14 protein-coding genes and 2 pseudogenes are annotated in these 12,667 nt (G+C 66.3%); 7 read left to right on the forward strand and 9 right to left on the reverse strand.

All coding sequences use genetic code 11. The features are described from left to right. The 5 genes and pseudogenes from FFS27_RS17930 to FFS27_RS17950 all read right to left on the reverse strand — a co-directional run. Nucleotides 1-217 (reverse strand): annotated as a pseudogene (locus FFS27_RS17930) (RNA polymerase sigma factor); the annotation flags it as partial. 65 nt (nt 218-282) lie between these two features. Next, entirely contained in the window at nt 283-1,008 is a 726-nt protein-coding gene (locus FFS27_RS17935) for a Crp/Fnr family transcriptional regulator (protein WP_003108957.1), read from the reverse strand. Between the two features lie 264 nt (nt 1,009-1,272). Then, a complete protein-coding gene (locus FFS27_RS17940; protein ID WP_003090890.1) occupies nt 1,273-1,683 on the reverse strand; it encodes a PA2817 family protein in 411 nt (136 codons plus the stop codon). Between the two features lie 58 nt (nt 1,684-1,741). Then, entirely contained in the window at nt 1,742-2,122 is a 381-nt protein-coding gene (locus tag FFS27_RS17945) for a PA2816 family glutamine-rich protein (RefSeq protein ID WP_003119883.1), read from the reverse strand. A gap of 128 nt (nt 2,123-2,250) precedes the next feature. Continuing rightward, on the reverse strand, nt 2,251-4,698 hold the full coding sequence (locus FFS27_RS17950; protein ID WP_021264956.1) for an acyl-CoA dehydrogenase: 2,448 nt from the start codon (nt 4,696-4,698) through the stop codon (nt 2,251-2,253). 152 nt (nt 4,699-4,850) lie between these two features. Here FFS27_RS17950 and FFS27_RS17955 point away from each other — a divergent pair, with 152 nt between their 5' ends. From FFS27_RS17955 to FFS27_RS17970, 4 genes are all read left to right on the forward strand, one after another. After that, nucleotides 4,851-5,522 (forward strand): transglutaminase-like domain-containing protein, encoded by a 672-nt coding sequence (locus tag FFS27_RS17955; RefSeq protein ID WP_003119884.1) that lies wholly within the window; start codon nt 4,851-4,853, stop codon nt 5,520-5,522. A 114-nt stretch (nt 5,523-5,636) separates the two neighbouring features. Continuing rightward, nucleotides 5,637-6,257 carry a glutathione S-transferase family protein gene (locus FFS27_RS17960; RefSeq protein WP_003108953.1) on the forward strand — a complete coding sequence of 207 codons (621 nt, stop codon included), beginning with the start codon at nt 5,637-5,639 and terminating at the stop codon, nt 6,255-6,257. Nucleotides 6,258-6,332: 75 nt separating this feature from the next. After that, entirely contained in the window at nt 6,333-7,265 is a 933-nt protein-coding gene (locus FFS27_RS17965) for an ABC transporter ATP-binding protein (protein WP_003090885.1), read from the forward strand. After that, complete coding sequence (locus tag FFS27_RS17970) at nt 7,262-8,041, forward strand: ABC transporter permease (RefSeq protein WP_003122535.1); 780 nt, start codon at nt 7,262-7,264, stop codon at nt 8,039-8,041. The genes FFS27_RS17965 and FFS27_RS17970 overlap by 4 nt, the downstream gene beginning before the upstream one ends. 50 nt (nt 8,042-8,091) lie before the next feature. Here the strand turns inward: FFS27_RS17970 and FFS27_RS17975 are convergent, their stop codons facing one another. Next, nucleotides 8,092-9,423 carry a sensor histidine kinase gene (locus tag FFS27_RS17975; RefSeq protein WP_003162386.1) on the reverse strand — a complete coding sequence of 444 codons (1,332 nt, stop codon included), beginning with the start codon at nt 9,421-9,423 and terminating at the stop codon, nt 8,092-8,094. Next, nucleotides 9,420-10,100, reverse strand: coding sequence for a heavy metal response regulator transcription factor (locus tag FFS27_RS17980; RefSeq protein ID WP_003098784.1), 681 nt, complete (start codon nt 10,098-10,100; stop codon nt 9,420-9,422). The genes FFS27_RS17975 and FFS27_RS17980 overlap by 4 nt, the downstream gene beginning before the upstream one ends. Before the next feature lie 125 nt (nt 10,101-10,225). Here FFS27_RS17980 and ptrA point away from each other — a divergent pair, with 125 nt between their 5' ends. The 3 genes from ptrA to queF all read left to right on the forward strand — a co-directional run bounded on the left by ptrA (nt 10,226) and on the right by queF (nt 12,154). Next, nucleotides 10,226-10,417: a T3SS anti-activator PtrA gene (gene ptrA, locus FFS27_RS17985; protein WP_003090881.1), complete on the forward strand. Its 192-nt coding sequence runs from the start codon at nt 10,226-10,228 to the stop codon at nt 10,415-10,417. A gap of 171 nt (nt 10,418-10,588) precedes the next feature. Further along, nucleotides 10,589-11,206, forward strand: coding sequence for a copper-resistant cuproprotein CopI (copI, locus tag FFS27_RS17990; protein WP_003119888.1), 618 nt, complete (start codon nt 10,589-10,591; stop codon nt 11,204-11,206). 117 nt (nt 11,207-11,323) lie between these two features. After that, the gene (gene queF, locus FFS27_RS17995; RefSeq protein WP_019485065.1) at nt 11,324-12,154 is read left to right on the forward strand and encodes an NADPH-dependent 7-cyano-7-deazaguanine reductase QueF; all 831 of its coding nucleotides are present in this window, start codon (nt 11,324-11,326) and stop codon (nt 12,152-12,154) included. A 66-nt stretch (nt 12,155-12,220) separates the two neighbouring features. Here queF and FFS27_RS18000 read toward each other — a convergent pair whose 3' ends face one another. Beyond that, nucleotides 12,221-12,484, reverse strand: a complete 264-nt coding sequence (locus tag FFS27_RS18000; RefSeq protein ID WP_003090878.1) for a DUF4404 family protein — start codon at nt 12,482-12,484, stop codon at nt 12,221-12,223. Nucleotides 12,485-12,557: 73 nt separating this feature from the next. Beyond that, nucleotides 12,558-12,667 (reverse strand): annotated as a pseudogene (locus tag FFS27_RS18005) (phosphohydrolase); the annotation flags it as partial.

Genomic DNA, 12,667 nt, shown 5'->3' on the forward strand with positions numbered 1-12,667 from the left:
GGAGGCCCTGGGGGTCGCGTACCCGCTCCGGTGACTGGCGCAGGAACAGCAGCTCCTTGACCGCGGTGCTCGACAGCCATTCTTCGGCCCGATGGCTGTTGCCGCGCGCAAGGCGTTGTGCGCGTTTGCGCAGGCCAGCCTGCGCGGCACGCCAGCTTTCCTCGAACAGGCGATCGGAACCGGTTTCGTTGCCGCCTGGCTGATTCGGACGATCCATAACCGCTACCTCCCTGGTTGCTCGTGTCGGCGAGCAGTCTGTGAGGCGGGCGGTGGGCGAGGCTGTTACCTGGGTGACAGGGGCGCGGCTGGTAGTTCGGCCTTGCGTCGCAGGCGACCGAGGTCGTTGATCAGGATCCGGTCGTTGCGGCAGCTGATCAGCCCTTCGCGTTTCCATATTTGCAGTTGCGCGTTGAGCTTCGGCCGGCTGGCGTTGAGCATCGCTGCTAGGATGCTCTGGTTGGTCGGTAGCGTCGCGCAGGCTCCCTCGGGTTGTTCGCTCGCCAGGCTGGCCAGGAGATGGCGCGCCAGGCGCGACTCCAGGCGATGCAGGCAGACCCTCTCGACGAAACCGGAGGCTTCGCGCAGGCGCGAACAGAGGAGGGCCAGCGCGCGGTTGAGGAATTCCGTGTCGGCGATCAACGGGGCGAAGTGACGTCGGTGGAGGATCAGCACCGACGCCGCGCCGGAGGCGTAGGCAGAGGTCTCGCGGCGGTTCGGCTGGATCAGCGCGGTTTCCCCGATCACTTCGCCAGGACGGATATCATTGACGATCAGCTCCCGCCCGTCCGGCCCGTAGAGCACGGTATAGAGGTGTCCGCCGAGGACCAGGCCGATGAAGTCTTCAGGGTCGTGCTTGAGGAACAGGACGTCCTTGTCGCGCAACCGGCGCTCCGACGCATGGGTCGCCACGTGCCGCAGCAGATCGGGCAGCCCGTGCAGCAGCGGGCACCGTTGCAGCAGGGTGTAGTGGCGTGAACAGCGGTCTTCCGTTGACTCGTTCGAGTGCATGCCTGCGCCTTCGCCAGATTGATCGGCAGCTCCGGCGAGGTACGACATGCTCGCTGCAGAGCAATCAGTGGGGACGTGTGCGGCGCAGGGGTGTGAAGCTCCGGCTACCCGGCAGAACTGCTAGGTACGGACTCGGCGCGCTCCGGCAATCGGGCGGGCGGTCCGTTTTTTATTCGGAAAGGGTAGCGAGGTTTGGGCTGGCGGGAGGCGGCCCCGAGCGCACGGATGGCGGTCGGGGCGGGACGGCCGGTGGCCGTGACGGGCTCAGTGCCGCGGGCTGTCCTCGGGCAGCGCGAGCAACTGCTTTTCGCGGTTCCAGTCGAACGTTTCGCCGCGCTCTTCGGCTTCGTAGCGGCGCTCGTCGAGGCGCTGGAACAGGTCGATCTCTTCGTCCGGCATGAAGTGCAGGCAATCGCCGCCGAAGAACCACAGCAGGTCGCGCGGTACCAGGTGGGCGATCTGCGGATAGCGGTGGAAGACCTGGGAAATCAGGTCCTGGCCGAGGTATTGGGCGCCTTCCGGGTCGCGCGGCAGTTCGTCCATCAGTTCGTCGAAACGCTCGAGGAACAGCCCGTGGTTTTCTTCCGGCACCTGCTCGGCCTCGCCCAGGGCGCCGAGGATGTTGCGCAGGTGCTGGAGCAGGGCGAGGTGGTGCTCGAGGTAGGAGTTGGCCATGACGGGTCCTCTGGAAAAAAGCTGGGCAGTATAAAGGGTTTCGCGGCGCCGGCCAGTTTCAGCGGATCGCCGGGGACTGGCTCTGGCGCCGGCGGTTTTCCAGTTGCCGGCGTTCGCTATCGAGGCGCCGCTGGTCCTGCTCCAGGCGCCAGCGCTGCTGGTCCAGTTGCTGCTGGCGGATCAGGTTGTCCTGCATCTGTCGCTGCTGCCGTTGCCGCTGCAAATTCTGCTGCTGGCGTTGCAGTTGATCCTGCTGCAATTGCAGGCGTTGTTCGTCGAAGCGCTGGCGCTGTTCCTGGAGCTGGCGTTGGCGCTGTTCGCCGGCGCGCTGCACCGCCTGCTGGTGCGGCTGCACGCCATAGGGCGCAGGCGGTGCGGCCTGCGCCGGGGGCAGGAGGAGAAACGAGGCTGCCAGGCCGGTGGCAAGTAGCTTGAGCATGATGGCCTCCCGTACGTCAGGGATGTGCCCGTCGATTCTAGCCAATCGCCCGGGTTTGGGTGGGTGAAGACGACAAAGGCGCCGGAAGGCGCCTTTGTCGGTTGCGACCGTCGCTTTGCCGCGGAGTGTCAGCGGATCCTGCCGTCGGCCAGTTGCAGTTCCTCCTTGGCGAAGTCGTCGACGTCGATCACCTTGCGCCGTGCCGCTTCGGCCTGGTGCAGGGCTTGCGCCTGCTCGGCGCTCAGCACGCCGGCGGCGGCGCCGGCATCGATCGGGTTCTGCCCCGCTTGCGGCTGGACCCTGCCTTCCTTGATCGCCTTGTGCAGGGTTTTCTCCAGCGCGGCGCTTTCGCGTACCGCGTCGAAGGCGTGGGCGAGGGCACCGACCGGGTCCTGCGGGTCCTTCGGCAGGAACGCGCCAGCGAGGATCGCCTGCAACGCCGGGTCGTCGTCCGGACGGCCGAGGATTTCCGCGATCTCGGCGTCCAGTTCGTCGCTCGGCCCTTTGTGCCGGCGGCCGAACGGCAGTACCAGGACCTTCAGCGCGCAGCCGAAGAAGCGGCTGGGGAAGTTGTTCAGCAGGTCCTCCAGCGCCGCCTCGGCCTTGCCGAGGTTTTCCTCCATGGCCCAGCGCAGCAGCGGATGCAGGTAGTCCGGGTTGCCCAGGTCGTGGTAGCGCTTGAGCGCCGCCGAGCCCAGGTAGAGATAGCTGAGGACATCGCCGAGACGCGCGGAGAGGCGTTCCTTGCGCTTCAGTTCGCCGCCCAGCAGCATCATGCTGAAGTCGGCGAGCAGGGCGAAGGACGCCGCCAGGCGGTTCAGCGCGCGGAAGTAGGGACGGCTGATGCGGTCGCCGGGCGCGTTGCCGAGGTGGCCGCAGCTGAGACTGAGGAGGAAGCTGCTGGCGGCGTTGCCGACGGCGAAGCCGATGTGCTTCACCAGCAGCGCGTCGAACTCGCGGGCGGCCTGGTCCTTGTCCTCGCGCTGGGCCAGTTCCATTTCCTTGAGTACGTACGGATGGCAGCGGATCGCGCCCTGGCCGAAGATCATCAGGTTGCGCGAGAGGATGTTCGCGCCTTCCACCGTGATGAAGATCGGCGCGCCCTGCCAGGAACGACCCAGGTAGTTGTTCGGGCCCATGATGATGCCCTTGCCGCCATGGATGTCCATGGCATGGGCGATGCACTCGCGGCCGCGCTCGGTGAGGTGGTACTTGAGGATCGCCGAAAGCACCGAGGGCTTCTCGCCGAGGTCCACCGCGTTGGCGGTGAGGATTCGCGCGCTGTCCATCAGCCAGGCGTTGCCGCCGATGCGGGCGAGCGCCTCCTGGATGCCTTCGAAGGCGGCGATCGGCACGTTGAACTGCTCGCGGACCTGAGCGTAGCGACCGCTGACGTAGCTGCTGGCCTTGCCGGCGCTGGTGCCCACCGCCGGCAGCGAGATGGAGCGTCCGACCGACAGGCAGTTCATCAGCATCATCCAGCCTTTGCCGATCATTTCCTGCCCGCCGATGATGTACTCCAGCGGCACGAACACGTCCTTGCCGGAGTTCGGACCGTTCATGAAGGCGGCGCCCAGCGGCACGTGGCGGCGGCCGATCTCGACCCCGGGGGTGTCGGTGGGGATCAGCGCCAGGGTGATGCCCAGGTCCTCCTCGTCGCCCAGCAGATGGTCCGGGTCGTGGCACTTGAAGGCCAGGCCGAGGAGGGTGGCCACCGGGCCTAGGGTGATGTAGCGCTTTTCCCAGGTCAGGCGCAGGCCGAGCACCTCGCGACCTTCCCATTCGCCCTTGCAGACGATGCCGACGTCGGTCATGCCGCCGGCATCGGAGCCCGCGTAGGGGCCGGTGAGGGCGAAGCAGGGGATGTCGTCGCCCTTGGCCAGGCTCGGCAGGTAGCGCTGGCGCTGCTCGTCGGTGCCGTAGTGGAGCAGCAGCTCGGCCGGGCCGAGGGAGTTCGGCACCATCACCGTCGAGGCCAGGTCGCCGCTACGGGTGGCGAGCTTCATCACCACCTGTGAGTGGGCGAAGGCGGAGAAGCCCTTGCCGCCGTACTCCTTGGGAATGATCAGGCCGAAGAAGCCGTGCTGCTTGATGAAGGCCCACGCTTCTTCCGGCAAGTCCATGCGCTGGCCGATGTCCCAGTCGCTGACCATGGCGCAGAGTTCTTCGGTCGGGCCGTCGACGAAGGCCTGCTCTTCTTCGGTGAGTTGCGCCTTGGGGTAGTCGAGCAGTTTCTGCCAGTCCGGGCGGCCGCTGAACAATTCGCCATCCCACCACACGGTGCCCGCCTCGATGGCCTCGCGCTCGGTGTCGGACATTGGCGGCAGGACTTTCTGGAACCAGGCGAACAGCGGACCGCTGAGCACGCGCCGGCGCAGGTCGGGCAGGGCGAGGGGAAGCGCCACCGCCAGCCAGAGCAGCCAGAAGACCAGCAGCAGCCAGCCGGGCGCGTGGCTGAACACGCCCATCAGGATCAGGTAGGCGGCGCTGATGCCGAGCGCGGGAGCGGGTGGGGTACGCCGATGGGCGAGGTAAGCGACACCGAGTACCAGTACGACTAACCAGAGCAACAACATGCGGAATCCTCCATGAAGACGCCAGGCGGCGTCTCGAGCTTAGCCCGTTTGCCGCCGTTTGGCGGCAGGGCCGGTCAGCTTGGCCGGTTTGTCACGTTATAGGCGAAAACTTCCCGTTTAGACTGGGACAAATTGCCCGCCGGGAGCCCGCCATGCAGTCCTACCTACAATCCGGCCGCTTCGTGGATAGTGACCACCCCGTGGTGGTGGAGTTCGCGGAAAAATCCCGGGGGAACTCGGCGAAACCGCGTGACCAGGCGGTCGCGCTGTACTACGCGGTACGCGACGGGGTGCGCTACAACCCCTACGTGTTCAGCCGCGATCCGCAGACTCTGAAGGCCAGCCACGCCCTGCAGCAGGGCGAGTCCTATTGCGTGCCCAAGGCCATCCTGCTCGCCGCCTGCGCCCGGCATTGCCGGATTCCGGCGCGGATCGGCCTGGCCGACGTGCGCAACCACCTGGCCACGCCGCGCCTGCTGGAAGCGCTGCGCAGCGAGGTGTTCGCCATGCACGGCTATACCGAGCTGTACCTCGAGGGCCGCTGGGTGAAGGCCACCCCGGCGTTCAACCGTGCCTTGTGCCGCGCCTTCGACGTCGCTCCGCTGGAGTTCGACGGCGTCGCCGACAGCGTCTTCCATCCGTTCAACCGCCAGGGCGAGCGCTACATGGAATACCTGGCCGATCACGGCCAGTTCGCCGACCTGCCGGAGGAACTGTTCTTCTCTCACCTGCAGCAGCACTATCCGCACCTGTTCTCCGGCCGCCCGCTGGCCCTGGGCGGCGATTTCCAGGCCGAGGCCGGACAAGATGAAGGGCGTCGATAGTCACCATCAGCCGGCGCGTCTTCCTTCTTCGGTCCATCCTCGGTAGGGTGCGGCATGTCGTCCGGGCGCTCCGGCGACCCATCCGCCGCATCAACCGAAGAGGGAACGCAGAGTATGTTGACCATCTGGGGCCGGAAGAACTCGAGCAATGTGCGCAAGGCGCTGTGGTGCGCCGAGGAGGCTGGCCTGGAGTACCGGACGGTGGATGCCGGCGGGGCGTTCGGCCTGGTGGATGAGCCGGCGTTCCGCGCGATGAACCCGAACGGTCGGGTGCCGGTGATCGAGGACGACGGCTTCGTCCTCTGGGAGTCCAACGCCATCGTCCGCTACCTGGCCGCCCGCTATGCGCCGGGCGACCTCTATCCGCAGGACCCGGTGCGCCGCGCCGACGCCGACAAGTGGATGGACTGGACCACCTCGACTCTCGCCGGGCCGTTCCGCGACCTGTTCTGGGGAACGCTGCGTACGCCGCCGGAGCAACGCGACGAGGCCCTGATCGCAAAGGCGCTGCAGACCTGCGGCGAGTTGCTGCGGGTGCCGGACCAGACCCTGGCCGGCCAACCCTGGCTGTCCGGCGAACGCTTCGGCATGGGTGACATTCCCCTGGGCTGTTTCATCTACGCCTGGTTCGAGATGCCCATCGAGCGCCCGCCGCTGCCCCACCTCGAGGCCTGGTACCTGCGCTTGCGCGAGCGCCCGGCGTTCCGCACCGCGGTAATGACCGAACTGACCTGAGCCGGCTACTGTTGCATTTTGTTACCCGTAGCCTTATCTAGCTCTTCCTCTTCACCTTCCGACACGGGAAGCCTAATGAGTTCCGCCCTGTCCATCCGTCAATTGACGAAAACCTACGGCAACGGTTTCCAGGCCCTCAAGGGCATCGACCTGGACGTCGCCGAAGGTGATTTCTTCGCCTTGCTCGGCCCCAACGGCGCGGGCAAGTCCACCACCATCGGGATTCTCTCGACCCTGGTGAACAAGACCAGCGGTTCGGTCTCGGTGTTCGGCCACGACCTCGACAAGGACCCGGCCGGCCTCAAGCGTTGCCTCGGCGTGGTGCCGCAGGAGTTCAACTTCAACCAGTTCGAGAAGGTCTTCGACATCGTCGTGACCCAGGCCGGCTACTACGGCATCCCGGCGAAGATCGCCAAGGAGCGCGCCGAGCGCTACCTGACCCAACTGGGCCTGTGGGACAAGCGCAACGAAGCCTCGCGGATGCTCTCCGGCGGCATGAAGCGGCGCCTGATGATCGCCCGCGCACTGGTCCACCAGCCGCGCCTGCTGATCCTCGACGAGCCCACCGCCGGGGTCGACATCGAGCTGCGCCGTTCGATGTGGAGCTTCCTCACAGAACTCAACCAGGAAGGCATCAGCATCATCCTCACCACCCACTACCTGGAAGAGGCGGAGCAGCTCTGCCGCAACATCGCCATCATCGACCACGGCGAGATCGTGCAGAACACCAGCATGCGCGACCTGCTGATGACCCTGCATTCGGAAACCTTCCTGCTCGACCTGAAGAACGTCCAGGCCCTGCCGCCGACCCTCGACGGCTATCCGACGCGGCTGGTCGACGACCACACTCTCGAAGTGCAGGTGGAGAAGAGCCAGGGCATCAACGACCTGTTCGCCCAACTGGGTGCACAAGGCATCGAGGTACTGAGCCTGCGCAACAAGACCAATCGCCTGGAGGAGCTGTTCGTGTCGCTGGTGGAGAAGAACCTGACGAGGATCGCCCGATGAGCAGCGAACTGAGCGCCAACCTGGTCGCCCTGAACACCATCGTCTACCGCGAGGTGCGCCGCTTCACCCGGATCTGGCCGCAGACCCTGCTGCCGCCGGCGATCACCATGGTCCTGTACTTCGTGATCTTCGGCAATTTGATCGGCCGGCAGATCGGCGACATGGGCGGCTTCACCTACATGGAATACATCGTGCCCGGCCTGATCATGATGTCGGTGATCACCAACGCCTACGGCAACGTGGTGTCGAGCTTCTTCGGCAGCAAGTTCCAGCGCTCGGTGGAGGAGCTGCTGGTGTCGCCGGTATCGCCGCACACCATCCTCCTCGGCTACACCATCGGCGGTGTGCTGCGCGGCCTGGCGGTGGGGGTGATCGTGACCCTGCTGTCGCTGTTCTTCACCAAGCTGCAGGTGCACCACCTAGGCATCACGGTGCTGGTGGTGGTGCTTACCGCGACCATTTTCTCCCTGGGCGGTTTCATCAACGCGGTGTTCGCGCGCAACTTCGACGACATCTCGATCATCCCGACCTTCGTGCTGACGCCGCTGACCTACCTGGGCGGGGTGTTCTACTCGATCAACCTGCTGCCGCCGTTCTGGCAGACGGTGTCGCTGGCCAACCCGATCCTGCACATGGTCAACGCCTTCCGCTACGGCATCCTCGGCGTCTCCGACATCCGCATCGGCGTGGCCATCGGCTTCATGCTGCTGGCCACCGCGGTGCTGTATTTCGGCTGTGTACGGCTGCTGGTGAGCGGGCGCGGCATGCGCCAGTGAAACGCTCGACGGTATGAAGCACGAAGCCCCCGTCATGGGGGCTTCGCGTTTCACGGGCGCGGGCGGGCGAAATCGATGACGAAACGGGTCCAGCCGTCGGCTGATTCGCAGCGAATCTCGCCGCCGTGGGCCTGGACGATGGAGCGGCAGATCGCCAGGCCGAGCCCGGCGTGTTCGCCCTGGCCTTCGCGGCGCGCCGGATCGGCACGATAGAACCGGTCGAACAGGCGCGGCAAGCGCTCGGGAGGAATCGCCGGACCCTGGTTCTCCACGCTCAGGCGTCGGTCGCCGAGACGGATACGTATCTCGCCGCCATCGGCGGTGAAGCGCAGGGCGTTGTCCAGCAGGTTGGCCAGCACCCGCCGCAGCATGCCGCGGTCACCGGGCAGGCTCAGGCTGCCTTCGCGCAGCAGGCGGATGTCGCGGTCTTCCGCCAGCGGCTGGTAGAACTCCAGCAGCGAGTCGACTTCCGCGCCCAGGTCCAGGGCCTGGCGGCTGGGCGCCAGCAGGCCGTGGTCGGCCTTGGCCAGCAACAGCATGTCGTTGACCATCGCGGTGAGCCGTTCCAGCTCCTCGAGGTTGCCGTGCAGGGCCTCGCGATAATCCTCCAGCGAGCGTGGGCGGGACAATACCACCTGGGTCTGGGTCAGCAGACTGGTGAGCGGGGTGCGCAACTCGTGGGCGATGTCGGCGGAGAACGCCGAGAGGCGCTGGAAGGCTTCTTCCAGGCGCGCCAGCATGGCGTTCAGCTCGCCGGCCAGTCCGCGCAGCTCCTCTGGCATCCGGCTGGCGTCGAGGCGGGTGGTGAGGGAGTTGGCGGAAACCCGCGCGGCGACTTCGCGCATCCGTCGCAGCGGCGCCAGGCTGGCGCCGGTGGCCCAGGCGCCGAGCAGCGCCGTGGCCAGCGCCGACAGGCTCATGGTCAGCCAGATTAACTGGCGCATGCGTTGCAGGAAGTGCTGGTGATGACTGATGTCGAGGATCACGGTAAGTCGCGGCGAAGCGTCGTTGCCGGGCTCCAGCGGGGCGCCGAGTTCGCGGTTGGCGGGCAGGCCGGGATGCGCAGGCTGCGGCAGGCGCTCGAACCAGAGGTTGCCATCCGGGCCGTTCAGACGCAGGCCGAGGTCGGGATGGCGTGCCAGTTCGCGCAGCAGTTCCGCTTCGCGGCGGCGCATCTGTTGTTCCGAGCCGAGGCCGCGCAGCTCATCGCGAAACACCGCGAGCTTGGCGGACATCGCCATATGGTCGAGCTCGACGAAATGCTCGTCGATGGCCCTGCTGAAGATCAATCCGGCGATCAGCGAGACCGCCGCCGTGCAGGCGGCGAACAGCAGGCTCAGGCGGACGCCGAGGGACATCCGCGAGCCGAACCCGGCGCTCATTCGTCGCGCTCTTCGAGAACGTAGCCCATGCCGCGCACGGTATGGATCAGGCGCTGCGGGTAGTCGTCGTCGACCTTGGCGCGCAGGCGGCGGATGGCCACCTCGATGACGTTGGTGTCGCTGTCGAAGTTCATGTCCCAGACCTGCGAGGCGATCAGCGACTTGGGCAGCACCTCGCCGCTGCGCCGCAGCAGCAGTTCGAGCAGGGCGAACTCCTTGGCGGTGAGGTCGATCCGCTTGCCCTGGCGTTGCACCCGGCGGCGCAGCAAATCGAGTTCGAGGTCGGCCAGTTGCAGGGTGGTCTCCTGCAACTGCTGGCTGCCCCGGCGCAGCAGGGTGCGCACCCGGGCGAGCAGTTCGACGAAGGCGAACGGCTTCACCAGGTAATCGTCGGCGCCTTGTTCGAGGCCGCGCACGCGGTCCTCGACGGCATCGCGGGCGGTCAGGAACAGCACCGGTACGGTCATCCCGGCGTCGCGCACGCTGCGCAGGATCTGCCAGCCGTCACGGCCGGGCAGCATGACGTCGAGGATCAGCAGGTCGTAGTCGCCGCCCAGGGCCAGTTGCTCGCCCTCGTTGCCATCGTCGCTCAGGTCGACGGCGAAGCCTGCCTCGGCGAGCCCCTGGCGCAGGTACTGGCCGATGCGCGGTTCGTCTTCGACGATCAGCAGTTTCATGTTCATCCCTCGTTACATTTGCCGGCCATGCCGACCTGTTTCTGACAGCATCGTAATCAGTGGGTAACGGGGGCGACAGTGGCCCCCGCGCAGACTACAGGGGAACTCATTCGAGGAGACTTCCCATGCGTACCTTCACTGCCTCCACCCTCGCTTTCCTGCTGGTCCTCGCCCCGACCGTTCCGGCCATGGCCGACAGCGGCGGCGACATCGTCTTCGAGCGCATGCAGGCCCAGGCCGCCAAGGCTCGTGCCGCGCACCAGGAAAAACTGGCGAAGCAGGCCGAAGCGACGAAGAAGGACAAGGAAAACTGCTGATCGCCAGTTCTTCCACCCCCGGCTCCACACGGGATGACGGAGGGCTCCGATCCCGTCTTCACCCGCCACCGGTTCCCTGGTTTCCGGTCGGCGGGTTTTTTATGCCCGTCGGTGGCGCTGGGCGATCTTAGCCTTCGCGGTCCGCAACGGCGGCAAGCTGACAAAGATGTAATGCTCCCGACAGCCAGCCGGCAGGCGCAGCGACACAGGATAGGCGACATCAACCCGATGGAGATTCCCCGTATGTTTCCGCGCCGCCTGCTTCCCGCTTCCCTGATCGTCCTCGGCGTGCTTTTCGGTGCCAGCGCCCAGGCTTCACCGGCCCACGGCCAGGCCTTCGGCAAGCCGGCCCAGGCCGCGCAGGCCAGCCGCAGCATCGAGGTGGTGCTCGGCGACATGTACTTCAAGCCGCGGGCGATCGAGGTCAAGGCCGGCGAGACGGTCCGCTTCGTGCTGAAGAACGAAGGCAAGCTGTTGCACGAGTTCAACCTGGGAGACGCGGCGATGCATGCCGAGCACCAGAAGGAGATGCTGGAGATGCAGCAGTCCGGGATGCTCACCCCGACCGGCATGGCGTCGATGGACCATAGTCAGATGGGCCACGGCATGGCCGGCATGGACCATGGCCGGATGATGAAGCACGACGACCCCAACAGCGTGCTGGTCGAGCCGGGCAAGAGCGCCGAGCTGACCTGGACCTTCGCCAAGGCCACCCGGCTGGAGTTCGCCTGTAACATCCCCGGCCACTACCAGGCCGGGATGGTCGGTCAACTGACCGTGCAGCCCTGAGCCGGCGGACGGCCGGCGTGAAGATGCCGGCCGATCCGTATACACTTGCCGCCGCCCGCCAGTGCGGCGCGGCGCGCGGGGAAGGGCCCTGCGCGATTCATCCAGCAGGTTTCCCTCATGCAGCATCCCGCCGAACATTCGCCGCTGGGCAAGACCAGCGAATACGTCTCCAGCTACACGCCGTCGCTGCTGTTCCCCATTTCACGCACGGCGAAATGGGCCGAGCTTGGCCTGAGCGCCGAGACTCTGCCTTATCGCGGCGTGGATATCTGGAATTGCTACGAGCTGTCCTGGCTGACCCCGGCCGGCAAGCCGGTGGTGGCGATCGGTGAGTTCTCGATCCCGGCGGACTCGCCGAACATCATCGAGTCGAAGTCGTTCAAGCTCTACCTCAATTCCCTCAACCAGTCCGCCTTCGACAGTCGCGAGGCGCTCCGTACGGTGTTGGAGAAAGATCTCTCGTCCGCTGCCGGGGCGCCCGTGGGCGTGCGCCTGCGCAGCCTCGACGAGGTGGCCGAGGAGGGCATCGGGCGTCTGCCGGGGCGCTGCATCGACGAGCTGGACATCGCCGTCGACGGCTACGAGCAGCCGCGCCCGGAACTGCTGCGCTGCGACGCCGGGCGGATCGTCGAGGAGCAGCTCTACAGCCACCTGCTCAAGTCCAACTGCCCGGTCACCGGCCAGCCCGACTGGGGCACCCTGGTGGTCGACTACCAGGGCCCGGCGCTGGACCCGGCCAGCCTGCTGGCCTACCTGGTTTCCTTCCGCCAGCACCAGGACTTCCACGAACAGTGCGTCGAACGCATCTTCCTCGACCTGCAGCGCCTGTTGCAGCCGCAGGCGCTCAGCGTCTACGCGCGCTACGTACGCCGTGGCGGCCTGGATATCAATCCCTACCGCAGCCTGGTGGAGGTCGCACCGGACAACCGACGCCTGGTGCGCCAGTAACGCCTCGCAACACGCGGATACGAAAAAGCCCCGGCCATGCCGGGGCTTTTCATTTCGGCAAGTCGTTCAGATACCCATGTTGGCCAGGCTCTGCACGATGGAGCGGAGCGTGCCGGCGAGGGTCGGGTGGCTGACCTCGAAGCGCTCAACGGCGAGGTTGACCCCATCGACCAGGCTGCCTTCGTTGAGGGCGTCCTCGTTGGCCAGTTTCAGTTCGATGTCCCTGATCAGGAGTTCCAGTTCGGCGCGCTGCTCTTCGTTCAGCGGCGGTTGTTGCTCCAGTTGCTCGCGCAGGGCGGACAGTTCGCGCAGCAGACTCTCTTTCGGCATGGTATTTCCCTCGACGTACAAGTCTTCGGTGGACCTCCGGCGGGCGCCGAAAGGTCCGTCCATGCCGAACAGATTAACCTGTCGGGCGCAGATGTGCGCGATCCGGATCAATCCGCAGCAGGCGTTCCAGCAGCGGGAAGAAGTGCGTCAGTTCGGGGGTGCGCATGGCCGGGTCCTTGGCCA

Origin of the sequence: Pseudomonas sp. 2VD (assembly GCF_005503585.1) — a bacterium.
GTDB classification, from domain to species: domain Bacteria; phylum Pseudomonadota; class Gammaproteobacteria; order Pseudomonadales; family Pseudomonadaceae; genus Pseudomonas; species Pseudomonas aeruginosa.

Excerpts from the sequence above, each read along its gene's own strand:
- FFS27_RS17935 (WP_003108957.1), bottom strand. The coding sequence starts at position 1,008 with ATGCACTCGAACGAGTCAACGGAAGACCGCTGTTCACGCCACTACACC.
- FFS27_RS17945 (WP_003119883.1), bottom strand. The coding sequence starts at position 2,122 with ATGCTCAAGCTACTTGCCACCGGCCTGGCAGCCTCGTTTCTCCTCCTG.
- FFS27_RS17980 (WP_003098784.1), bottom strand. The coding sequence starts at position 10,100 with ATGAAACTGCTGATCGTCGAAGACGAACCGCGCATCGGCCAGTACCTG.
- FFS27_RS18000 (WP_003090878.1), bottom strand. The coding sequence starts at position 12,484 with ATGCCGAAAGAGAGTCTGCTGCGCGAACTGTCCGCCCTGCGCGAGCAA.
- FFS27_RS17965 (WP_003090885.1), top strand. The coding sequence starts at position 6,333 with ATGAGTTCCGCCCTGTCCATCCGTCAATTGACGAAAACCTACGGCAAC.
- FFS27_RS17950 (WP_021264956.1), bottom strand. The coding sequence starts at position 4,698 with ATGTTGTTGCTCTGGTTAGTCGTACTGGTACTCGGTGTCGCTTACCTC.
- queF (WP_019485065.1), top strand. The coding sequence starts at position 11,324 with ATGCAGCATCCCGCCGAACATTCGCCGCTGGGCAAGACCAGCGAATAC.
- copI (WP_003119888.1), top strand. The coding sequence starts at position 10,589 with ATGCTCCCGACAGCCAGCCGGCAGGCGCAGCGACACAGGATAGGCGAC.
- FFS27_RS17975 (WP_003162386.1), bottom strand. The coding sequence starts at position 9,423 with ATGAGCGCCGGGTTCGGCTCGCGGATGTCCCTCGGCGTCCGCCTGAGC.
- FFS27_RS17940 (WP_003090890.1), bottom strand. The coding sequence starts at position 1,683 with ATGGCCAACTCCTACCTCGAGCACCACCTCGCCCTGCTCCAGCACCTG.
- FFS27_RS17970 (WP_003122535.1), top strand. The coding sequence starts at position 7,262 with ATGAGCAGCGAACTGAGCGCCAACCTGGTCGCCCTGAACACCATCGTC.
- ptrA (WP_003090881.1), top strand. The coding sequence starts at position 10,226 with ATGCGTACCTTCACTGCCTCCACCCTCGCTTTCCTGCTGGTCCTCGCC.
- FFS27_RS17960 (WP_003108953.1), top strand. The coding sequence starts at position 5,637 with ATGTTGACCATCTGGGGCCGGAAGAACTCGAGCAATGTGCGCAAGGCG.
- FFS27_RS17955 (WP_003119884.1), top strand. The coding sequence starts at position 4,851 with ATGCAGTCCTACCTACAATCCGGCCGCTTCGTGGATAGTGACCACCCC.